Genomic DNA, 20,546 nt, shown 5'->3' on the forward strand with positions numbered 1-20,546 from the left:
GTTTTCGTTCGATTCCGGTCCGAGCTCAGTCCTCGTAGCCGGCGTACTCCATGAGGTCGGCGAAGACGTCGGTGTCCATCGCATCGCGGTAGACGATGCCGTTGACCATTCCGCCGGGATAGGACTCCCCGTTCATCGCGTGACTGACCTTGTGGCAGTGCATGAGGTAGATGCCGGGGTCGGCATTGGCCTCGAACTCGACGGTGTGCCGTTCCGCGGGCGCGATGTTCGTGACGTCCTGTTCGTACTGGGCCGCCTCGGGGATCTGCCCGCCGTCTTTCTCGACGAGGCGGAACCGGTGGTTGTGCGTGTGCATCGGGTGGGACATGTAGCCCGCGTTGACCATGTGAAGGCGGACGGTGTCGCCGTGGTCGACGATGATCGGCGATCCCTCTTCGGGGTGGAGCGTCCGCGGGAGGCTCTTCCCGTTGATCGTGAACACGTCGGGGTTGCGGTTGCGAGGACTGTAGTCGACGTCTTCGCCCGCGATCTGCCGGTTCACGCGGGAGTCCCAGTCCTTTAGGGTGAAGAAATACTCCTTGTCCGCGGGCTCGTATCCCTTTGGATCGACGCGGAAGATGCCGTACATCCCCATGTCGATGTGTCGGTGGGTCTGGTAGTGACAGTGGTAGAGGTGGGTCCCCGGGACGTTCGCCGGAATCGTGTAGGTGTGTTTCTCGCCGGGGTTGACCGTGATGCCCGTCGTCGTGGGCACGCCGTCGTTCTCCCAGGTCTTCTGTGCGCCGTGGAAGTGCAGCGTGTGGGGGTGGTCGTTGCCCGTGTTGTCGAGCGTCACCTCGATATCGTTGCCCTCGGTCGTCCGGAGGATCGGCCCGGGAACGCTCGGTTGTCCGTCGTCTGCCTTGAACGCCCAGACCTGCGGGAGTTCCACCGGACCGCCCATCGAATCCATCGGATGGACGGCGTGCTGGGCCGTCACCGACTGCAGCGTCACGCTGCCGCCCTGCTCGTCGACCTGGACGACCTCCGGAGCGCTCGTCCACGGGAGTTCGGGTTCCGACGAGTCCGACGCCCCCTCGGACGACTCAGCCGGCTGCGTGTCCTGCTTGGTTCCCTGACTCGTACAACCGGCCAGGCCGGTCAGTGCCGCTACCCCGCCGGTCGCAGCAACGAATTCGCGTCGCGATAGCCCCAGTCCGGGAGCGCCGATTCGATCACTCATGACAACTGGTCCTAAGAAGAGCCGACGTATAACGGGGCGAGCCGGTTCTTACGAATCGGGAAGTCCCGAGAACATGTTCTCCGTTACTACTTAAACGACCCCGCATGCGACCACTGACAGCGAGGCTCAAACGGGGCGGATTCCGATGCGAGAATCGACGGCGTCTATCGGTATGGTTCACATCGAGGACACTATACCCGGTCGGTGTAGCGGTACTCTCTCGAGACCGTGTCCGGGTAATGAACTCGAGTATGCCCGTGCCAGCCCGACATTGGCTCCCCGAACCGGTTCGTCCTCAGGTACAAGTCCGCGACCCGTCTCCATTTCGGTATGCCCGACGTCACGTCCATCGACGGTCTCGAGGAAGCGCCCCACGCCGAGGTGTTCGAAGAACACAGCCCCCGAACGGTCCGCTTGCAACTCGCGGCGGACGAGCGCGTTCCCGAACACCGCCATCCGGAGTCGAACGTCGTTCTATACGTCCACAGCGGTGCCATCGAACTCACGCTCGGCGACGAGGTCTACGATCTCGAGCCGGGGGACGTCGTTCAGTTCGACGGCGATCAGGACGTCTCTCCCTACGCGGTCGACGACAGTACGGCGCTGGTCGTCTTCGCGCCGAAAGAAGCGTCGTAGCGCGCCGGCCGATCAGCCCACCGTCGTCGCGACGCCTTTCGTCTGCCGGTAATCGCTCGCGAGCACCGCCTCAAGCTTCGAGACGATGGCGTCGCGGTCGCCGTCGACCCACTCGACCGGTTCCTGAATCGGGACTACCATGAATCCCCGCCCGCGGATGTCGCGGGCGTGGAGCGACGCCATGTCGAGGTCGAACCGACGGCGTTGGGTCGTGTACTCCCGGAGGACGTGATCGGTCGCGCGAGCGCCGACCGGCAGCAGGATGTGAGCGTTGATCGCCCGGAGTTCGGCGTCGAAGAAGCGCTCGAGGTCGGCGTACTCCTCGTCGGTCGGTGACCGTCCCGCCGGGAGCGCGCACATGTGAACGTAGCTCCAGAAGCAGTTCTCGAGGACGGGCCCGTCCTGCGGTCCGCTCGCGAAGCCGAGTTCACGAAAGACCGCTTGGATCCCGAGTCCGTCTTCGGTTTCGGTGAACGGAACGCCGGTGGTTTCGCCGCCGTGGACGCCGGGATAGTCGCCGACAACGTGGAAGTCGGCGTTGGCGTCACCGTAGCCGAAGACGGCCGCCCGGTCGCCGGGGTCGGAGCGGTCGAACGGCGGTCGCAGCCCGAACGGATTACTCGTCCTGTCGGTGACGTTTTGCACGCACGGAGGGAAGCGATCCGTGATCAAAACTCCGACGGTCGCGGCGGACCGACCGGAGCGTCCCGTCCTCGCTTCGCTCGGCCGGTCGTTCGGGGCAGTGAAGTGAATGGCGGTGGGTTTATAATTCACCTCGCAGTTCATGTTACACATGTATCAGGTGGGGCACTACGGTGGTGCACTCCTGGCGTACGCGCCGGTCGGCACCGCCGTTTCACTGGTGGGTCACGCGGAGGTCGCGATCGTCAGCGGCCTCGTCTGCGTGGGTCTGTCGACGCTTCCCGACTGCGATCACCGACTGCCGCTGATCGACCACCGCGGTCCGACCCACACGGCCCCGTTCGCGCTGCTCGTCGGTGCCGGACTCGCCGCCCTGGCCGCCGTCCTCGTCGATGCCCCCTCCGCGTTCGCCGACGCGGGCTTCGTCTCCCTCGCGTTTCTCGTCGGCGTCGTCTCGATCGGCTCCCACCTCCTCGTCGACGCACTGACGCCGATGGGAATCCGGCCGTTCTGGCCGCTCTCGCGCCGGCGCTACTCCGCCGACCTGACGACGGCGGCGAACCCGATCGCCAACTACGGGCTGTTCGGTCTCGGTCTCGTCGCTGTCCTCACCGGGACCGCGCTCGTCGTCACGCTCGGCTGAGTCTCACCTGCGAGTTCGGCCGAATCGAATCTCGGCGGCCCGGCGCTACCGCGAGAGCGCGTCGGCCGTCCCGCTCGAGGCACTTTCGCCGCGAGTGAGCGCGAGTCCGGCGACGAACGTCACGAAGAGCGCGGCGGCGGCCACGAGATAGGGGACCTCGAGCGCCGGGTTGACCGCCTGACGGCCGAAAAAGAGGACACCGATTACGAGCGGCGGTGCCGCGAGCAACGGCGCGAGGGCACGACCGGTAAAGCGACGGCGACCGACCATCGTCGCGACGATGGCCGCACCCAACAGCGTCAGCGTTACGCCGTACTGTGCCATCTGCATCGTCGGCGAGTACGTGGAGATTTCGGAGCCGACGACCGGACTGAGGACGACGTGTGCGGGCAGCGCGACGATTCCGAGCGCGAGCGCGCCAGTGACGTGCGTTCCCGTCAGTCGCGGTGCCCAGACCAGAACGGTGGCGACGAGGAACAGCGTGAAGATGAGGACGGCCGTCCAGAAGTGCAGCGAGAGGATGTTCATCGTGTACTGCTGGACGGTTTCGCGGCCGAGCGCGACCTGAATCGGTGTCAGCACCATCCCGAGGACGACCAGTCCGGCGATGCGGCGGTCGACGTCGGGCAGTCGCCAGGCCGCGAGCGCGGAGCCGATGATAGCGAAGCCGGCGAACATCGCCACGAAGCGGTGGAACCACTCGTAGAAACTCGGCAGACTCCCCGGCAACAAGTTGTACGGCCCGGCGTCGCACTGCGGCCAGTTGGCCTCACAGGCCAGCCCGGAGCCCGTCGCCTTCGCCGCGATACCGAGCAAGATCGTCGCCGCGACCAGGATGAGCGTCGCACTCAGTAGGTGGGGAAAACCGAACCGATCGATCAGCGACCGAAACCTCGAGTCGGGCGTGTGATTATCGTACGACACGGGCGTTCTGTCGGAGGTTGGGACGGCCCGTACTTATGTTGACCGAGTTATGCAGTGTGACGGGAATCGCGACCTCGTCGCCCTCGCGGACGGTCGTATCGCAGGCAGTGCTCGAGTGACGGGTGGCCCAGAGAAAAAATACCACACGAGGCGGGTGCGTGTCTCTATTCGACGATGAAGCCGCTCGCCAGTTCCAGGACCTCCGAGCGGGATCGCGGCTGGTCGAAGGCCATCGGGAAGCCGATTTCGCCGTTCAGTTCCCGCAGGAACGAGGCGTGTCGTGCCTCGACGCTGTGGATGCTGAGCGCCGGTGGGACGAGTTCGACCGTTTCGATATACGGTGCCGCCCCGGCGTACGCCGAGACGCCGACGTCCTCGAGCGTGGCGGCAGTGGCGATGAACTCCGCCGGGTCTTGCACGGCCGTTCCGAAGTCGAACTCCGGACTCTGGACCGGGTCCCCGCCCAGCGACTCTATCGTCTGTCGGAGGGTTTCCACGTGCGTTATTTCGTGGTCTCGAACGACGCGGAGCCGGTTCATGACCTGATCCTGAATCGGCCCCCACCCCTCGAACTGCTGTTCGAGGGCCGCCTCGTCGATGTTGCGAATGCCGCGCGTGTAGAACACCGCTTCCAGGTACTCCAGCGTGAGCGCGTAATTGAGGATCTCAATGTCGTTTTCGAATTCGTTAGGGACCGCTTCAGGCGGTGCATCCGCCGGCTCGTCTCGGACTGCATCGTCGTCGGTTCCGTCGTGTTGATCGCCGCCCGCCGCCGCGGTTCCGACGGCACCCGTTGCCAATGCTCCGGCGAGCCCACCGAGGACGGGTCGCCGACCGAGGTCGAATCGATCTGAATTGTCGTCAGTCATATTGTGGGTAGTACCCGTCTCCGACTTCCGCGAATCAGCGCTAAACATCGGGGAATCGTTTCGGTGTCCAACGTACACTTTCGTATTCAGATTTATTTTCCCGTTAGGCAGAGTATTTATGTGGAGTGAATGGGAGAAATAGGCCGTCTCGGGTCCGCTGAGATCCCCTCTATCTTGCGGAGGTCGTGGCGACGTGACCGTCTGAAAGTTGTCCGTACTCTGGTCAGTCGGATGGGTGACACTTGTAGCGAAGCGATAGGACCCCTGTAGACCGGCTGAAGGGCCAGTTCGTCACGATTCGGAGGACGGTACCGACTGCGCGATGAGCGGTGAGTCGAACCCATCGGTGCCACGCGAGTTCGAAACGACCGCGAGTAAGAGAGACGTACGGCCGCCGAACCGATCCCGGCAGACGGTCGATCACGGACGTTCCCCTCGATAGTCACGACGATCGACGACTCGGCGTTCGCCGCTTTCAAGACCCGCCCTCGCCAGCACCTGACATGGACAAACGCGAGCGACTCGAGGCCACCCTCGAGTCTCACGATCTCGATTCGGTCTGGTTCGCCCGGCCGAACTCGTTTGCGTGGCTCACCGGCGGGAATAGCGTCATCGACCGCGAGAGCGAGACCGGCGTCGCTGCGGTGGGGTACGACGGCGACGACGTGACCCTCGTGACGAACTCTATCGAAGCCGACCGCATCGTCACGGAGGAACTTCCCGACCTCGAGGCGAGCGAGGTCTCGGTGGAGCAGTTCCCCTGGTACGCGTCGTCGCTGGCCGAGGCTGTCGCCGACTCCGTCGGGAGCGACGAGCGAGCCGCCGCCGATATTGACGTCCCCGGCCTCGAGCGCGTCGATCCGACGCCGTTGCGCCAGCCGCTGACCGAGTGCGATCGCGAGCGGTACCGCGAGCTCGGCGAACAGACGGCGGCCGCCGTCGAGTCCGTCTGTCGGGAACTACAGTCCGGCGATACGGAACACGAGGTCGCGTCGGCGCTGCGGATCGCCCTCTCCGCTCGAGAGATCGAGGCCCCCGTCGTGCTCGTCGGCGGCTCGGAGCGGGTCCAGCAATATCGCCACTACACCCCGACCGAGGCCGAACTCGGCGACTACGCGCTCGTCTCCGTCACCGCCGAGCGGGCCGGCCTCCACGCGAGCTGTACCCGGACCGTCGCGTTCGATCCCCCGTCGTGGCTGACGGAGCGCCACGAGGCTGCGGCTCGCGTCGAAACGACGGCGCTCGCGGCGACGCGAGCCGCGGCCGCGAACGGCGACGACGGGGGCGACAGCGCCGGAACCGCCGGCGACGTCTTCGCCGCCGTCCAGGACGCCTACGGCGCGGTCGGCTACGAGGGCGAGTGGGAGAACCACCATCAGGGCGGTGCGGCCGGGTTCGCCGGGCGAGAGTGGATCGCCACGCCGGGCCACGACGCGCCGGTCGAAGCGCCGATGGCCTACGCGTGGAACCCGACGGTACAGGGCGCGAAAAGCGAAGATACGGTGCTCGTCACTGACGACGACAGCGAGGTGCTGACGACCACGGGGCGCTGGCCGACGACGACCGTCGACGCGGTCGAGTACGATCTCGAGCTCGAGCGACACGGTATCCTCGAACTCGACGAGTGACGAAAACGGACGACTGACGCGGCCTACTCGTCGTCCGGTCGCGCGTCGGAATCGTCGCCGTCGCCGTCCGCTTCCTCCTCGTCGACCGTATCGATCTGCATGTCGTCCTCGAACTCGATGACGTCGGCGTCGTCGTCGGTGTCGGGCTCCTCGTCCGGTTTGGATTCGTCGCCCCTCGTCGGTGCCGTGTCGTCGACGGTGATCTTGACCGGTTCGACGTCGTCGTCGAACTCGGTGCTGGGCTCGCGTTCGGCCTCGCGGTCGAGGACCCGATCGAGCGTGAAGATGGTGTTCAGTTCCCGCTGGACCTGATCGACGACGCCGCCGACGAGGTCACTGGGCTGGATCGCCGTGTACTCGTAGGGGTTGTTTCCGGCACCCTCGTTCGCCCGTTTCTCTCGGGTGACGCGCTCCTCCTCGTGGAGTTCCGCGAGCGCCTCGCGGACGGTGCTGGGATAGAGGCCGGTCCCCTTCGCGACCTCCTCGGAGGTGCTGCCGGGGTTCGCCAACAGGTACACGTAGATCTTCGCGCGGGTCTCCGTGTCCAGGATCCATGAGAGCAGGTCGACGATCCGCTGGTCGAGCTCCTCGACGGTCGGGCTGCGACCCACGGTGTCCCCGTCGTGGTCGACGAACTCGTCCGGTCCCTCGAGCGATTCGTCTCGATCGTCCGTACCGTCGACCGGGCCCTCGTCAGTGTCATCGGAACTCATGTGTCTACTCGTACAGGATGAGGCCTCGAGCGGAGTTAAACCTTTGTGGGGTGGTGACGGTATCGGAGCGATCGACTCGGTCGATCGAGGACGGTCGGTGAGAATCAGCGTTCGTGTTCCAAGCGCAGCGATTCGCACAGCGCGTCGGGCCCCTCGTCCTCGAGCAGGCGGCGCTGTCGATCCGCGCCGCTCTCCCGCTCGTAGACGTCTCTGATGCCGTCGATGCCCAACCGCTCGCACTCCCGGTCGACGAGTTCGCCGAGGTCGACGGTTCCCTCGAGGTCGCGGTCAATGAACGAGGCGTTCTGACCGTAGCGGATGGCCCGCCACTTGTTCTCGTCGAGCAGTTCCCGGCGGTGGCGGTGGCCGTTCGTACCGTCCTCGTACGCCTCCGCGAGGGCCTCGACGAGCGCGTGAGCGTACTCGACGAACGCGAGCACGATCTCGGGGTCCGCCTGGCCGTCCGGGGTGCGGAGTTCGACGGTACCGTGGGCCGTGTGCGGGCGGACGTCGTACCAGAGTTCGCCGCGGTCGTTGATCGACTCGGTCTCGAGCATCCGCCGCTCGAACCGGTCGAACGCCTCGAAGTCCTCGAAGTAGGTCGGCATGCCTGTGTTCGGCAGCGCCTCGAAGATCTTCGCGCGGGCGGACTGGAGGCCCGTGTCGAACCCGTTCCAGTACGGCGAGTTCGCCGACAGCGCGAGCATGATCGGTACGTACCACCGCAGTTCGTTGGCGATCCAGACCGCCTTGTCGGCGTCGTCGACGCCGACGTGAACGTGGACCCCCGCGGTCGTGTTCCGGTGCTGGGGGTACTGAATGCGGTCGAGTTGCGAGCGGTACCGGGGTTTCTCCGCGTGCTCGAGTTCGCGCCACTTCGCGAGCGGGTGGAGGCCGGCGGCGGCGATGTGGTAGCCGTGAGCCTCGGCGTGCTCGACCAGCGCCTTCCGGATCTCGAGCAGCGAGTCGCGGGCGTCGTCGGGAGTCTCGATCAGCGGCGTCTGGGTCTCGATGACGAACTTGAACAGTTCGTGGTCCAGGCGGCCCTCGAGGATCTCGGGGGGGTCGTGTTCGTAGACGAGTTCGTCGGTCCCGCTGGTGGGGCGACCGTCGTCGTCGACGACGAAACACTCCTCCTCGATCCCCAGCGTACCCATGCGCGTAAACGATTCTCGCGACCCGCGTTCCATCGTGACGTGCTTTCGTCGCCGATAGTAAATACGGTTTGGAGTCGGAACCGCTCGTCCGAACCCCGGATCGATTGCCGTTCGCGGACGATCCGGCCGGTTATGCGGGCGTCTACCGGACACTGCGTCTCGAAACCCGTTCGTACTGACGAGCGCTCGACACAGTCTATTTCCCGCTGGGTCCGTACTCGCGTTCGGTATCTCTGACGTCGAACGGGAGCGTTCGGCCGCGGCGATCGGTTTCGGAATCGCGACATCGGATACCCCTCACGCGGCGGGGGACACGATTAGCGCCCGAGTCTCGAGCGGTCCGCGGCTCTTTCACCCGGCACGGCTTCGTCTTCGTCGGCACCCTTTCGACTCCCGGATTCGATCGGTTCGAGTTCGCGAAATACGCCGGTGTCGTCACGCCATCCGTCTCTACAGTCGTGTCGGTCTCCGGTGCTCCTCTGAGCGACCGCTCGAGAGTCGGCCGACCGATCGGTGTCGCGATTCCCGTCGCGCGACGCCGCCGATCCCGATTTCGCCCCTGCCGCGACAGTCATCGCGATACTCTGTTCGACCGAGGCCGACTCGATCGTTCCTATGTATGCCATATTATAATCACAATCCGGTTGTACCACCCACGAAAGATAATCGAGAATTCGGCGGTCGGAGGGCGAGATACGAACGGCTGTAAACGCTGTACCGCGGATCGATGGGTATTTTCCGACGGAGCCGACAATCCAAGATAGCCGCGAAATGGACGCACAAATCATCGAACTTCTGAAACGGGACGGTCCCCTCCACACGGGGACCATCGCCGAACGAACCGATGCTCACCCCTACCGGATCGAACAGTGTTGTACGCGCCTGTTCCGACGGGGATACGTTACGACCGAGAGCTGTGGAGTGTATCGACTCACGCCGAGCGGTCGTCGGTATCTGGGAGCCGGCGGTTCCCCGAGTCCGGCCGATTGATCGCCCGCCGGACCGGGAGCGTCCCGCGAGGAGATCGGAGACCCAGTTGTCGAGCGGTCGTGGATAACGACACCGACGGATTACTTCAGTCGCGCGACGATCTCGGGGTGGTCCGCGGCGGTCATCGGACCCCACGTCGGTGGCGTTCAGGACGCGACCGTTTCGGACTCGGGCTCGAGGCCCGCCTCGTCCTCGCGGAGCTTGAACTTCTGGATCTTGCCGCTGGGGTTCTTGGGGAGTTCGTCGACGAAGTAGTAGGTTCGGGGCCGCTTGAAGTCGGCGAGCCGGTCGCTCTCGAGGACGAACGAGTCGAGGTCGGTCGCGTCGACGTCCTCGCCGGCGACGACGTAGGCGACGACCTGTTCGCCCCACTCGTCGTCGGGTTCGCCGACGACGGCCGCCTCTTCGACGGCGTCGTGTGCGAACAGCGCGTCCTCGACCTCGGCGGGGTAGACGTTCTCGCCGCCGGAGACGATCATGTCGTCCTTCCGGTCGACGACGTAGAGGTAGCCGTCGTCGTCGCGGTAGCCCAGATCGCCCGTGTAGTACCAGGTCGTCCCGTCGGCCTCGCGCAGCGACTCCGCGGTCGCCTCGGGACGGTTCCAGTACTCCCGCATCGTACACGGGCTGGCGAGCAGGATTTCGCCGATCTCACCGTCCTCGACCTCCCGGTCCGGCTCCGCGTCGGGTTCGACGATGCGAAGGCGGTGATTGAGTCCGGGCAGTCCGGCCGATCCCTGTTTCGGGAGCTGGTCGGCCGCCGACTGGAAGACGGCGGCGGGCCCGAGTTCGGTCATCCCGTACGCCTGGACGTAGTCCTCGCAGAGGTGTTCCATGCAGTTCTCGAGTACCTGTTCGGGCATCGGGGCCGCGCCGTAGAGTCCGAGCCGGAGCGAGGAGACGTCGGCGGCCGACTCGGCGGCGGTCATCGAGAGCGCGTTCCAGGCCGTCGGAGCCGCGAAGAGGACCGTCACGCCGTGGTCCTCGACCGCCTCAAGCACCGCCTCGGGTTCGAACTCGTGATGGATGACGTTCGCCGCGCCGCGATGGACTCGCGCGAACAGGTTACAGTGGAGTTCGGCGCAGTGATACAGCGGCATCATCGACAGCCCGACGTCGTCGCGGGTGAGGTTCATCTCCGCGATACACAGGAGGTTGTGTTCCACCATGTTCCGGTGCTCGTGGACGACCCCCTTCGGCCGGCCCGTCGTCCCCGACGTGTATATGAAGGCGTACACGTCGTCCTCGTCGACGCGAACGTCCGGTCGGTCGGCCGAGCCCGACTCGAGCAGCTCGTAGAATCCCGTCGCGTACTCGGGTCCCTCCTCGCGGTCGTCGTCGATATAGACGTACTCCGAGACTGTCTCGAGGCTCGGGCGGGCCCCCTCGACCGCCTCCCGCGTGTCGGACTCGAAGAGCACCATCTTGGCCTCGGCGTCGTTGACGATGTACTCGATCTCGCCCGACGGCAACCGGAAGTTCAGCGGGGTGAAGACGGCACCGATCTTCGCGCACGCGTAGACGGTGAGCGCCATCTCCGACCCGTTGTACAGCACCGTCGCGACCCTGTCTCCCGTCTCGATGCCGGCCTCGAGCAGGGCGTTGGCCAGCCGATTCACCCGCTCGTCGAACTCGGCGTAGGTCCACCGCTGGTCCTTGCGCGGATAGATTATCGCGTCGCGCTCGGGATGGCGATCGACCGTCCCCTCGAGGGTGTCGCCTATCGTGGGATGTTCTGACATACCGCGACAATCTACTACGGAGTAGTTTATATTTGTTATTGGACCAATTACCGTTCGCCATTGCGGCTCGACGGAATACTGTCGGTGTGTTCGACTCGGCGATGGACGCGAGCGGTGCCCCGAACCGTGTTTCGACGCCGACTGTGGGGAGCCACCGCTCGAGCCCCTCCGAACGACGCGATCTATCGAGCGGCGACGCAGCGTCCGGTTCGCCACGACTTGCTCTCCGCGACCGATCCGAAGGTGCTGTTACGTCGGATCGACGGCGACCACGTCCTCCGTGGAGTTGAAGTGGACGCGTCGCTCCGCGTCGACGGTGAGACTCACGCGCGCGAGTTCGAAGTTCTCCGGGCGTTCGACACGGACGACCGAGTGTCGCGCGGTGAGATCGTCCGTCCGTTCGTACGGCGTCGTGTGACACCCGTGGAGACGGACGCCGCGGTCGGTCGCCTCCGCGCGCTTCCAGTGGTGGGTGACCGATCCCGAGCCGTAGCCGGACTCGACGACGAGCAGGACATTCTCCGCGAAGTCGATCGCGTCGATAGGTTCTTCGGGTTCCTCGCCGCTGCCGTCGCCGCCGTCGTCGCCACCGAGTTCGAAGACCTCGCGGACCTCCGCCGCGCTCGTGAGGGCGCGAACGGCGTACGCGTCGGTCTCGGCGTCGACGTTCGATAGCAAGAGATCGGCCCGCGGAGCCGACACCATCTGGAACTCGAGGTCGGAGTCCGCCGACATGTTCTCACAGAGAGACAGTTGGTTCCACTCGTCGCGGTCGTTGGGTTGCTCCTTGATCTCGTACGGCGGCTCGTCCACGCGAGGGTCTTCGGGAATCGCGGTCGTCGGTTCCGAATCGCCGTTGCCGTTCCCGTTCCCATTTCCGCTCTCGCTCTCGTCATCGGCCTGGAGACAGCCGGCCGATGCGATCGTTGTGAGAGCGGTGCCGGCGAGGAACCGTCGTCGATCGATTCTCATCCCTTCTTCCCTACAGCGGGATTTTGTAAAGTTCTTCTAGTGGGTGAAAGACGCACTTGAGCTACGGAGCCGCCGCGATTCCTCGTTTCCGGACGGGACAGTGTGCTCGACCGCCGTCCCCGTCGTACGAGTCCCGACTCCGGGACGTCCTGACGCCGCGCTCTCTCGGCTGTCACGGGGTCGATCGACGCTCTCGAGAGTTCCACTGGTGGACACCTCACACGCCGGTACCGTCTCGAACGCTACTGGGCTCGGTGACTCCCTCGAGACGCTCCCTCAGAAGAACGATATTACGCTACTGATGGTGGTCGGAATAGCTCTCTTACCCCGTGCGTCCGTTACGGCGAATTCGGATGTTTCTAGTCTCGAAACGCTCGAACGAAACTCCCGATTTTTGTCGAACTGTGACGGGACCATCGATGGGTATGATGCCACGTACAAGAACCGTCGGCGTCGCAGTCATCGCGGCGCTCGTCCTCCTCTCGGGGGCGAGCATCGCGTTCGCCGCGACCGACGCCGGAACGGCCCAAGACAACGAGACGGAGAACGAAACGGCGACAGTGACGTTCGAGAACCAGACGTCGAACGGGACGGCGGTCGTAGTCAATAACACGACGCTACCCGAGGGCGGCTTCGCCGTCATCCACGCGGCCGTACCCGTCGACGGGGACAACATGACGGATAACGCCACCGACGACGAGAACGGAGACAACGCGACGGCGGACGAGAACGAGACCGTCACCAACATGTCCGAGGAGTACGAGGCCGGTGAAGTTCTGGGTAACTCCACCCACTTAGAGTCCGGCGACCACGAAAACGTGACCGTCGAACTCAACAAGTCCCTCGAGGAGAGCCAAGTCCTGATCGCGATGGCCCATCAGGACACCAACGACAATCAGACGTACGACTTCCCCGAGGCCGACGACCCGTATATCACTGACGGCGAGCCAGTGATCGACGACGCGCTGATCACGCTCGAGGACGAGATGAACGAGACGGCCGCGAACGAGACGATGGATGACGATATGGAGGACAACGAGTCGGAGCCGTAGCGACCGCTGTCCGCTTTTTCTACCAGTTCGTGCGTCTCGAGTGATCGTCTCAGGTGATCCGCTCGCCATCGTCGGCGACCGCGAGCGCGCAGTCGTCACAGAGCCACCAGCCGATCAGCGGATCGCATTCGGGGATCACCGTTCCGCAGTCGGGACACCGCGGGGGCTCCGTACTTCGGCCCCTCGTCATCCGTCGTTGATTTCTCGAGTCGGTGTGCCGTCGGTGCGGTCGACAATGATGAGTCCGCAGGCATCGGCGAGGTATTCGATGCGCGCCCGTAGGAGAGCCCAGCCGGCGTCGGTGGTCTCGTACACACGGCCCCGAGATTCTAATTGTCTCGACTCATTGAGTGGGTGATTTTGACCCTACACTGGAGACCCGTGTCTGCTCGCTCGAGAAGAGATCCGTTTCAAATAGTGGATAGCCGAGATATGCACACGGGAGTTCACATCTCGTGTGCATATTCGAGGATCAGATTCTGTCGGTGTACGACCCCAGGCAGTTGAGCCAGAGTGGCACTTCACCACCTTCTATTCACAGAGTGATTAGCCGAACGCCCTGATAACTACACGTGCGGACATACCGCTGAGTTACCTTGTCAGCAATCCTCACAACCGAGTGTTTATACTGTGCTAAACGCGCATGGCACACATGACCGGGAGCGGCACTGTCGAACGGATTTTTATCGCACCTGAAGCCGAAGCGGAGATGGAAGAACAGACCGGTGTTGAAGCAGTTGCTGGAAAGGGACTCCGAGGTGATCGCTACTTTAGCGAGATAGAGACGGGAACCTTCGTCGAGTGGGTGCCAGATGAGGAACGCCACGATGGGTACGATCTCACGTTGATTGAGCAAGAGGCTGTCACAGCAATCGAACGTGAAGCGGGAATCGAACTCGCACCGGGAGAACACCGACGAAACATCGAAACCCGTGATGTCGCACTCAATCATCTCGTTGGGCAACGATTCCGCGTCGGTGACGCCATCTGTCGAGGGGATCGGCTGTGTGAACCGTGTAATCATCTTCAGCGCATCACTCAGGACGGCGTATTGCAGGCACTCACTCACCGAGGTGGGCTCCGAGCGGACATTCTCGAAGATGGGATGATTCGCCCCGGAGATGTCATCGAACCGCTCGAATAATCTGCACTCGCACGTTTAGAAATAGTTAGTACTCCCGCTTGCGGCTGCTAGATCTGGTGGACAATCGACCCGCTTGCGGATCGAGACGGTCGAGAGGAAAGGGGAACGTGCGTCTACGGTAGCGCCTTCCGGAGGTCCTCGCAGAGGTCATCGGCGTCTTCGAGGCCAACGGATACCCGGACCAACGTCTCGGGAATCTCCGCTGACTCCTCACTACGACTGAACTCGTCGGGGATCATTAGTGACGGGACCTCAACAAGGCTCTCGATCCCACCGAGACTAGCTCCCGGCGTGAATACCTCAAGCCCCTCGATGAACGCCTCAAGTTCAATGAGTGTGCCGTCAAACTCGAAGGACAGCATCCCGCTGTACCCCGACATCTGCTCACTCGCAAGCTCGTGTTGCGGGTGGCTCTCAAGACCCGGATAGTGGACACGAGCGACCCGATCGTGGCTCTCGAGGAACCGGGCAACCGCCATCGCGTTCTTCTCGTGATGTTCCATCCGCGCGGGCAGCGTCTTGATGCCTCGGGCAACGAGATAGCAGTCGAACGGCGAAAGCATATTCCCAAGCCCAACCCGCTGCGCGAACGCTAATTGCTCGAAAACCCCACTGTCGTCGGTGATAACGGCACCGCCGATCGAGTCGGAGTGTCCGTTGAGATACTTGGTGGTGCTGTGAACGACCACATCAGCACCCAGTTCGAGTGGGGATTGGTAGTACGGACTCGCAAAGGTACTGTCCACGCCGAACAGAGCATCATGGTCATCGGCGATGTCGGCTATCGTTTGGATATCACACAACCTAATCAAGGGGTTTGACGGTGTTTCTGCCCAGATCAAGTCAGTGTCCGCGTTGACTGCATCGGCGACGTTGTCGGGGTCACGGGCGTCAACAAAGTCAATGTCAACGCCAAGATGTCCGGCCATGTGTTCGGTGAGCAGTTTTTCGGTTCCGCTATAGGTGGTGTCCGAGGAGACGACGTGGCCTCCCGGGGGGACCAGCGATAGCATCGTCGTCGATGTGGCGGCCATCCCGGAGGCGAACGCCAATCCATGCTCACCGCCTTCGAGGCGGGCTAACTGCGCTTCGAGGGCTGCCCGTGTCGGATTGCTCTCGCGCGAATAGTCGTGTTCATTGGCATCCTCCCCGCTGGCCCACTCGAACGTAGTCGAAAGGTGGATCGGCGGGACGACGTCGTTCGTTCCATTTCTGTGAGGATGCGTTTCGGTTTCAGCTGCGCCGACTGCGATGGTTGCGAATCGATTCCTGTCGGACTGGCTATTGTGTCGTGTCATCAGAGACTCACCATGAGATCCACTCGAACCCAATTTAGAGGGGTGTTCATAGGAATGTTCTCAGTTGCGAAGAATAGGTGTGAAGTTCCCGGCGAGAGTGGTCAGAAACCCAGATCCCACTTAGTGAATGTTGAAGATTCTTGTTGACGTGCTGGACTCAGGTGCTGATCAATGACGACTGAGGCGACGGGAAGAATACTCGCCATATGATGTTGGGCCGCAACAGCGCTGTGGGCGGCTGCTCTAACCGGAGCACACGGTTGAAGGCCTCACTCAATACTTTGTCGGAGTGAGCCTGGCGGGTGAGACGCCCCATGTACCAGCCGAACAGATCGGTGCCGGGGGGCTTTGGGCCGGTCGTCTGCGGATAAGCAAAATCGGACCCGACCCCCAATCTCCAGACGGTGTTGATGACCTCGGCCGTCCGCTCGAAGAATCGGGGGCCGAGGTTCTTACCTCCGCCATCGGCGAGGCAATGATGGAGAACCAGAGCATCGAGTGCTGCAACCGACATCCCTTGTCCGTAGACCGGATTGAAGCTAGCGAGTGCATCACCGGTAACGACTAAGCCACTCGGGAATTCGTCGAGTTGCTCGTAGTGTCGCCAGCGACTCGTCGGGTACGGATAATGGTGAATTTCATCGGAGACCCACGATTGGGATTTCACTAACTCACCCAATTCGTCCATAGGAAGGCTCTCAGCGAACTCGACGAACTCCTCTTCGTCTGTCGGGGCGACGTCACCGTGGACGCCGATCATAATCACGTCCCAGCGGTTCCCCTCAATGGGATTGATTGCACTTCCCCTCGTGCGAGGTGCGCGGGGAAAGGCAGCGAACCCCCGACGGTCATCCGGTGGTCGCTCGATCTGAATTGAACTGTAAGTCAGGTCAACCTCTACCTCGTCGACGGGCGGCGCTTCGTAGCCGTGATCATTCAGCCACTGTGGCGTACGGCTCGTCCGGCCGGTGGCATCGACAACGAGATCAGCGGTGAGCGTCGTCTCCGCGTCGTGCTCATCACGGAACGTCACGCCAGTTACTGTCGTTTCGCTATCATCGAGGAGATAATTGACGAACTGGCATCCATCTCGCAAGGAAACGTTCTCAATTCGAGTTATGTGCCAGCGCACCACCCATTCGAGGAGGGCCCGGCTCGAACCGTACATCGGGAGTCGGCTCTCCGGAGTGGCGGCGAACCCTCCCTTCTCATACGACTTCATTTCGGTGCTGCCATCGATCAACAGGCCGCCTTCCGAGAGTAGTTTTTCGCCGAAGCCGGGAAAGAAGTCCTCTAAAGTGGCTCGCCCTGCCTCTTGCATGAGGTGTGGATGACTCGTTTGGGGCGCTCCGTCGCGTGTAATCGGTTCGTCGGACAGCGAATCACGCTCGATGACCACCACTTCTTCGAATCCATCGGCGAGCACTCGGGCCGCACAAAGGCCGGCCATACTCCCACCGACCACTACCGCTCGGTCGCCGATGGACGAAACCTGCTCTGGGTCGTACCGATCTACAGTTGCGAGGGTCATAGATTGAGCTCTCCGTTTTGGGTATCCTTATCGTCACGTCTAACGATGCTTTCACGGTCTGCGTCGAGGGCGGTGTTATGGAACTCTTCATGTTCCTCGACGGCATAATGATAGGCTTTGAACTTCTCTACTTCAATATCGATCGGCACCGATGCGTCCATGATCTCCTTCACAGTTATGAGTGAGGACCGACGGTGAACGTGTGTTTGGCCTAACTCATTGTGGTGTTTATAAGTACCGTTCGTCAATGACGATAGTATGCCGAATGAGTCTGTCCTGCGCCCGGCGAAGGCGTTCAGAAACTGATGGTGCGGATACGCCGAGTTCAGCTCCGATCTCCTCTAAGGAGCCAGTTCGAGGAATTTCGAAATAGCCTGCTTCATGGGCAGCAAGCAACGTTTCGCGCTGCTTTTGCGTGAGTCCATATCTGTCGTCGGCCTCGGGTGGGGCTTCGAATATCTGGTCCAACTGCAACTCAATATCGTACTTTTCACATGCGCCGTGGAATTCGGCGAGTGTCTCACGGTCGGCAAATCGGGCATGGGATCGGAACCCCGTCGGCGTGATCGTCGTATTGATTGGGACGATCTCCAATTGAACGAACTCAGTGTAGCTGGTTGGCGATTGGTCAGATAACTCCACGCGATAGAGACGTCGATTCCCTCTCGTTCCGAGAATACTGTACGTCGCCACCATCGCTTCGTCAAGCGCCGTTTCCAGTGTATCGAATGTCTCGCTTTCTGCCCAGAAAATGACTACCAGCCGGCTGTGCTCGGAGGCCAGAATATCCTCAACTCGAAGAACTGAGTCTGAAGCAGTAGCGGCAACCGTTGTTAGCGGGATTTCCTCTGAGAACAGCTCGAACTTGACATCGAGAGTCATTGGTATTCGAGAGAAGAGCAAGCCTCTTCAGTTATAAAAGTGCCTGCGTGATACGAGATGTTCGATTCATGCGACACAAGCATCCGCGACCGTTATGTTCGAATGGGTCGTCGGGCTTTAGCTTCATTTATTACGGTTATTTCCGGTCTCTTCCGCGAGTGGGACTGTAAATGAGAACGTTGTTCCCTCACCGGGGCTGGACTCAACCCCGATCTCCCCGCCATGACGCTCAACGATCCTACGACAGAAGGCAAGCCCGATTCCCGTGCCAGAAGTGTTCGCCGACGATTTCTGATTCTTCGTAACCCTTGATTCGTTCGGCCCCCTCGTTCCAGCTAATGACGGTGCCGTCGGAATCAAGCATGAAGATGGCGTAGTCTTCGACCGCATCGACGAAGGCGGTGAACTCTTCTCGATCGGGCTGTCGACCGACTGCCGTGCTCCCATCTGTACGCCATCAGACCCGTGTCGCACTGTCGATCTGTTTCGACCGCAATTTATCGCGCTCTGCAAGTTTCGTTAAAACGTTCCGTGCGGTAGGACGAGGACAGTCCAGCGTAGTAGCAACTTCGTCGGCAGTAACTGGCGTGCATGGGTGGTCCACCTGTGTAAAAAGTTCCCAGACATCCTCCCGAGTTACATCCGGTGTTGACCCAGCCATAGCGTCTAGCATGAGGGAGAATCTACAAATGGTTGGTGTTCGCAAAGACCCACATTCCGTTCCATTCGCATGCGGTACTTACCGCTCGGCCATAGCCTAACCACTCCCTCCTAAGTGGATTCGACAACACTCATTATCGAGGACCCATCCTCTCCTACTGGTGGAGCAGCACCGTTGTACCGTCTTGAATCGGCCGACCTGACTTTTCGCTAGCGCGGCGCGCAGAGCGCGCGCCGCGCAATTGCCTTGCCCCCTTAGGGGCACCACAGATTGCGTGCGATCGCGCCGATAATTATTGCAATTACTACATCCGATCGGCCCAGTGCACCCAGACCGAATTGTGGTGAATCTCGATCAAAGCGGCCGCGCGATGATCCCGAGATGGTCCGCATGATAGCTCTCGAGCCGTCGCGTCTCCACAATCTCGTACCCCTCCTCCAGTTCCTCTCGAACGTCCTCGAACACGGCAGTCGGTTCTCGAGTCACGTCCTCACTCCGCGCCTTCACAGCCAGTAATAGCCGCCCGTCGTCGGCCAGGAACTGCCGGTTCTCGAGCGCTACGCGGGCCTGCCCGCGGGTCGCCACGTCTTGGACGATCACGTCCACGTCCGACTCCACGACGTGGGCGTAGCTCTCTGGCTTCCGGGCGTCTTTCAGCAGCGGAAAGAGCCGCTCGCGGCTCTCGGCGGCCTCGAGCAGGTCTCGGACCGGCCGCGCGGCGAACTCGACGGCATAGGTCGGGCCAGCGAAATCCGCGACGTGGCTCACCGTCGTCCCGCTCGCGGCACCCAGATAGAGCACGGTTTCACCGCCCGCGAGCCCGGTGTTCATCCCCAGCTCGAGCATCGCGCCGAGCTTGGATCGGTTCGGGTTCCAGGCGCGCCATTCGCCGTCCGTCGGCTCGCCGTAGACGGGCTCGCCTCGAGTCGCGAGTCGCTCGGTCCCGTCGAATTCGCGGCGCTCGACACCTGCGGGAAGGGCCTCACTCATCGGCGGCACCTCCGTCGGTCGCGGTGTCGTCGTCCGTCGTCCGGGCCTGAATCGTCTCGATCCGCTCGGCCAGTTCCGCCTCGAGTTCGGGCTTTACCTCCCCCGAGTAGTGATCGACGCGGGCGGCGATAGCGAGTTTGCCCGCCACCGCACGCGCCGCGGAGCCCCGGTTCTCGGGGTGGGTCCCCCGCACCGCGTCGTGCGTGTAGATGATCCCGTGTTTGGGCGACGGCGCGTGTCCCCGCAGGTGGGCGAACAGCGCGTCTTCCGCGCCCAGCACCTGCACCGTCCCACTGGGTTTCTTCGCGAGGTCCTCCAGGCCGCCGGCCAGCGCGATCAGCCGGGCCGCGAGGACGGGCTCGGCCAGCGTCGAGAGGTTCGGCGCGACGGTCGGGGTCTGGCGTTCGACGAACTCTCGCAGGTCGTCGGCCTCGTCGGCGAGGTCGGCGACCCGTTCCGCGAGCGACCGGATCGCGGGCTCCTCGAGTCCGTCGTCGGTCTCTCCGCGTGCGATCGCTCTGGCGTACGCCACGCCGGTCCCCGCCTCGGGATCGACGGTCCCGGCCCACTCCGCGAGCCGCTCGGCGAGTTCGTTGGCCGTCCGATTACAGTCGTCCATCGCCCGGATCGCGTGGACCAGTTGTCGGTCGTCGGCCCGCTCGCGTTCGGTCACCGCCGCTCGAGTCGCCGCGGTCGTCGCCTCGCGGAGGGCGTCGTAGTACGCGTCCTCGTCGTCGGCGAACCCCGACTCGACCGCGCGGGCGGGCCAGTCGTCCGGCTCGGCGGCCCGTCCCGTTCGGATCGACTCGGCGGCTCCGTCGGTGTCGCCCGATTCCACGTCCGCAAACCAGCCCGATTTCGCGGGGTCGGTCCCGTCGCTCATTGTCTG

General features: G+C 62.8%; 22 protein-coding genes and 1 pseudogene. 5 read left to right on the forward strand and 18 right to left on the reverse strand.

From position 1 onward, the window contains the following. Window positions 1–25: 25 nt before the first annotated feature. Complete coding sequence (locus tag LDH66_RS00845; protein ID WP_226479193.1) at window positions 26–1,183, reverse strand: multicopper oxidase domain-containing protein; 1,158 nt, start codon at window positions 1,181–1,183, stop codon at window positions 26–28. 330 nt (window positions 1,184–1,513) lie between these two features. On the opposite strand from LDH66_RS00845, the gene LDH66_RS00850 reads away from it, so the two are divergent. Next, window positions 1,514–1,819 (forward strand): cupin domain-containing protein, encoded by a 306-nt coding sequence (locus tag LDH66_RS00850; protein ID WP_226479194.1) that lies wholly within the window; start codon window positions 1,514–1,516, stop codon window positions 1,817–1,819. 12 nt (window positions 1,820–1,831) lie between these two features. Here the strand turns inward: LDH66_RS00850 and LDH66_RS00855 are convergent, their stop codons facing one another. Next, window positions 1,832–2,464: a uracil-DNA glycosylase family protein gene (locus LDH66_RS00855; RefSeq protein WP_226479195.1), complete on the reverse strand. Its 633-nt coding sequence runs from the start codon at window positions 2,462–2,464 to the stop codon at window positions 1,832–1,834. Between the two features lie 148 nt (window positions 2,465–2,612). Between LDH66_RS00855 and LDH66_RS00860 the strand changes: the two genes are divergently transcribed. Continuing rightward, window positions 2,613–3,104, forward strand: a complete 492-nt coding sequence (locus LDH66_RS00860; RefSeq protein WP_226479196.1) for a metal-dependent hydrolase — start codon at window positions 2,613–2,615, stop codon at window positions 3,102–3,104. 45 nt (window positions 3,105–3,149) lie between these two features. Here LDH66_RS00860 and LDH66_RS00865 read toward each other — a convergent pair whose 3' ends face one another. Both LDH66_RS00865 and LDH66_RS00870 read right to left on the reverse strand, forming a co-directional pair. Further along, window positions 3,150–4,028, reverse strand: coding sequence for a COX15/CtaA family protein (locus LDH66_RS00865; RefSeq protein WP_226479197.1), 879 nt, complete (start codon window positions 4,026–4,028; stop codon window positions 3,150–3,152). A gap of 164 nt (window positions 4,029–4,192) precedes the next feature. Further along, a complete protein-coding gene (locus tag LDH66_RS00870; protein ID WP_226479198.1) occupies window positions 4,193–4,897 on the reverse strand; it encodes a ferritin-like domain-containing protein in 705 nt (234 codons plus the stop codon). Between the two features lie 503 nt (window positions 4,898–5,400). Between LDH66_RS00870 and LDH66_RS00875 the strand changes: the two genes are divergently transcribed. Then, complete coding sequence (locus tag LDH66_RS00875; RefSeq protein WP_226479199.1) at window positions 5,401–6,525, forward strand: M24 family metallopeptidase; 1,125 nt, start codon at window positions 5,401–5,403, stop codon at window positions 6,523–6,525. A gap of 23 nt (window positions 6,526–6,548) precedes the next feature. Here the strand turns inward: LDH66_RS00875 and LDH66_RS00880 are convergent, their stop codons facing one another. The 4 genes from LDH66_RS00880 to LDH66_RS00895 form a co-directional block, all read right to left on the reverse strand. After that, window positions 6,549–7,238, reverse strand: a complete 690-nt coding sequence (locus LDH66_RS00880; protein ID WP_226479200.1) for a helix-turn-helix domain-containing protein — start codon at window positions 7,236–7,238, stop codon at window positions 6,549–6,551. 104 nt (window positions 7,239–7,342) lie between these two features. Next, complete coding sequence (locus LDH66_RS00885) at window positions 7,343–8,428, reverse strand: glutamate--cysteine ligase (protein ID WP_226479201.1); 1,086 nt, start codon at window positions 8,426–8,428, stop codon at window positions 7,343–7,345. A gap of 1,103 nt (window positions 8,429–9,531) precedes the next feature. Beyond that, on the reverse strand, window positions 9,532–11,127 hold the full coding sequence (locus LDH66_RS00890; protein WP_226479202.1) for a fatty acid--CoA ligase: 1,596 nt from the start codon (window positions 11,125–11,127) through the stop codon (window positions 9,532–9,534). 249 nt (window positions 11,128–11,376) lie between these two features. After that, the gene (locus tag LDH66_RS00895; RefSeq protein WP_226479203.1) at window positions 11,377–12,099 is read right to left on the reverse strand and encodes a hypothetical protein; all 723 of its coding nucleotides are present in this window, start codon (window positions 12,097–12,099) and stop codon (window positions 11,377–11,379) included. A gap of 419 nt (window positions 12,100–12,518) precedes the next feature. Here LDH66_RS00895 and LDH66_RS00900 point away from each other — a divergent pair, with 419 nt between their 5' ends. Next, window positions 12,519–13,151 carry a DUF7282 domain-containing protein gene (locus LDH66_RS00900; RefSeq protein WP_226479204.1) on the forward strand — a complete coding sequence of 211 codons (633 nt, stop codon included), beginning with the start codon at window positions 12,519–12,521 and terminating at the stop codon, window positions 13,149–13,151. A gap of 49 nt (window positions 13,152–13,200) precedes the next feature. On the opposite strand, the gene LDH66_RS00905 is transcribed toward LDH66_RS00900, so the two are convergent. Together LDH66_RS00905 and LDH66_RS22830 are read right to left on the reverse strand one after the other, a co-directional pair. Next, window positions 13,201–13,341, reverse strand: a complete 141-nt coding sequence (locus LDH66_RS00905) for a hypothetical protein (protein WP_226479205.1) — start codon at window positions 13,339–13,341, stop codon at window positions 13,201–13,203. Beyond that, a complete protein-coding gene (locus LDH66_RS22830) occupies window positions 13,338–13,466 on the reverse strand; it encodes a hypothetical protein (protein WP_264182106.1) in 129 nt (42 codons plus the stop codon). Before LDH66_RS22830 ends, LDH66_RS00905 begins: the two co-directional genes overlap by 4 nt. Before the next feature lie 337 nt (window positions 13,467–13,803). Between LDH66_RS22830 and LDH66_RS00910 the strand changes: the two genes are divergently transcribed. Then, a complete protein-coding gene (locus LDH66_RS00910) occupies window positions 13,804–14,295 on the forward strand; it encodes an MOSC domain-containing protein (protein WP_226479206.1) in 492 nt (163 codons plus the stop codon). Between the two features lie 113 nt (window positions 14,296–14,408). Here LDH66_RS00910 and LDH66_RS00915 read toward each other — a convergent pair whose 3' ends face one another. The 8 genes and pseudogenes from LDH66_RS00915 to LDH66_RS00950 form a co-directional block, all read right to left on the reverse strand. Beyond that, window positions 14,409–15,593 carry a trans-sulfuration enzyme family protein gene (locus LDH66_RS00915; RefSeq protein WP_226479207.1) on the reverse strand — a complete coding sequence of 395 codons (1,185 nt, stop codon included), beginning with the start codon at window positions 15,591–15,593 and terminating at the stop codon, window positions 14,409–14,411. Window positions 15,594–15,750: 157 nt separating this feature from the next. Further along, entirely contained in the window at window positions 15,751–17,124 is a 1,374-nt protein-coding gene (locus LDH66_RS00920) for an FAD-dependent oxidoreductase (RefSeq protein ID WP_226479208.1), read from the reverse strand. Beyond that, a complete protein-coding gene (locus LDH66_RS00925; protein ID WP_226479209.1) occupies window positions 17,121–17,297 on the reverse strand; it encodes a hypothetical protein in 177 nt (58 codons plus the stop codon). Before LDH66_RS00925 ends, LDH66_RS00920 begins: the two co-directional genes overlap by 4 nt. Before the next feature lie 55 nt (window positions 17,298–17,352). Next, complete coding sequence (locus LDH66_RS00930; protein ID WP_226479210.1) at window positions 17,353–18,006, reverse strand: helix-turn-helix domain-containing protein; 654 nt, start codon at window positions 18,004–18,006, stop codon at window positions 17,353–17,355. Between the two features lie 123 nt (window positions 18,007–18,129). Further along, a pseudogene (locus LDH66_RS00935) lies at window positions 18,130–18,279 on the reverse strand (ATP-binding protein); the annotation flags it as partial. Beyond that, entirely contained in the window at window positions 18,245–18,370 is a 126-nt protein-coding gene (locus LDH66_RS00940) for a PAS domain S-box protein (RefSeq protein WP_264182107.1), read from the reverse strand. The pseudogene LDH66_RS00935 and the gene LDH66_RS00940, both read right to left, overlap by 35 nt. A gap of 651 nt (window positions 18,371–19,021) precedes the next feature. After that, window positions 19,022–19,657: a fibrillarin-like rRNA/tRNA 2'-O-methyltransferase gene (locus LDH66_RS00945; RefSeq protein ID WP_226479211.1), complete on the reverse strand. Its 636-nt coding sequence runs from the start codon at window positions 19,655–19,657 to the stop codon at window positions 19,022–19,024. Then, window positions 19,650–20,540 carry an NOP5/NOP56 family protein gene (locus LDH66_RS00950; protein ID WP_226479212.1) on the reverse strand — a complete coding sequence of 297 codons (891 nt, stop codon included), beginning with the start codon at window positions 20,538–20,540 and terminating at the stop codon, window positions 19,650–19,652. Before LDH66_RS00950 ends, LDH66_RS00945 begins: the two co-directional genes overlap by 8 nt. Between the last annotated feature and the right edge of the window lie 6 nt (window positions 20,541–20,546).

This window comes from Natrinema amylolyticum (assembly GCF_020515625.1).
GTDB classification, from domain to species: Archaea; Halobacteriota; Halobacteria; order Halobacteriales; family Natrialbaceae; genus Natrinema; species Natrinema amylolyticum.

Bases quoted from the DNA above. Each gene is read 5' to 3' on its own strand.
- LDH66_RS00870 (WP_226479198.1), bottom strand. From the start codon at position 4,897: ATGACTGACGACAATTCAGATCGATTCGACCTCGGTCGGCGACCCGTC.
- LDH66_RS00905 (WP_226479205.1), bottom strand. From the start codon at position 13,341: ATGACGAGGGGCCGAAGTACGGAGCCCCCGCGGTGTCCCGACTGCGGA.
- LDH66_RS00895 (WP_226479203.1), bottom strand. From the start codon at position 12,099: ATGAGAATCGATCGACGACGGTTCCTCGCCGGCACCGCTCTCACAACG.
- LDH66_RS00850 (WP_226479194.1), top strand. From the start codon at position 1,514: ATGCCCGACGTCACGTCCATCGACGGTCTCGAGGAAGCGCCCCACGCC.
- LDH66_RS00950 (WP_226479212.1), bottom strand. From the start codon at position 20,540: ATGAGCGACGGGACCGACCCCGCGAAATCGGGCTGGTTTGCGGACGTG.
- LDH66_RS00920 (WP_226479208.1), bottom strand. From the start codon at position 17,124: ATGACCCTCGCAACTGTAGATCGGTACGACCCAGAGCAGGTTTCGTCC.
- LDH66_RS00860 (WP_226479196.1), top strand. From the start codon at position 2,613: ATGTATCAGGTGGGGCACTACGGTGGTGCACTCCTGGCGTACGCGCCG.
- LDH66_RS00940 (WP_264182107.1), bottom strand. From the start codon at position 18,370: ATGCTTGATTCCGACGGCACCGTCATTAGCTGGAACGAGGGGGCCGAA.
- LDH66_RS00890 (WP_226479202.1), bottom strand. From the start codon at position 11,127: ATGTCAGAACATCCCACGATAGGCGACACCCTCGAGGGGACGGTCGAT.
- LDH66_RS00910 (WP_226479206.1), top strand. From the start codon at position 13,804: ATGACCGGGAGCGGCACTGTCGAACGGATTTTTATCGCACCTGAAGCC.
- LDH66_RS00875 (WP_226479199.1), top strand. From the start codon at position 5,401: ATGGACAAACGCGAGCGACTCGAGGCCACCCTCGAGTCTCACGATCTC.
- LDH66_RS00930 (WP_226479210.1), bottom strand. From the start codon at position 18,006: ATGACTCTCGATGTCAAGTTCGAGCTGTTCTCAGAGGAAATCCCGCTA.
- LDH66_RS00915 (WP_226479207.1), bottom strand. From the start codon at position 15,593: ATGACACGACACAATAGCCAGTCCGACAGGAATCGATTCGCAACCATC.
- LDH66_RS00880 (WP_226479200.1), bottom strand. From the start codon at position 7,238: ATGAGTTCCGATGACACTGACGAGGGCCCGGTCGACGGTACGGACGAT.
- LDH66_RS00845 (WP_226479193.1), bottom strand. From the start codon at position 1,183: ATGAGTGATCGAATCGGCGCTCCCGGACTGGGGCTATCGCGACGCGAA.
- LDH66_RS00900 (WP_226479204.1), top strand. From the start codon at position 12,519: ATGGGTATGATGCCACGTACAAGAACCGTCGGCGTCGCAGTCATCGCG.
- LDH66_RS00945 (WP_226479211.1), bottom strand. From the start codon at position 19,657: ATGAGTGAGGCCCTTCCCGCAGGTGTCGAGCGCCGCGAATTCGACGGG.
- LDH66_RS00885 (WP_226479201.1), bottom strand. From the start codon at position 8,428: ATGGAACGCGGGTCGCGAGAATCGTTTACGCGCATGGGTACGCTGGGG.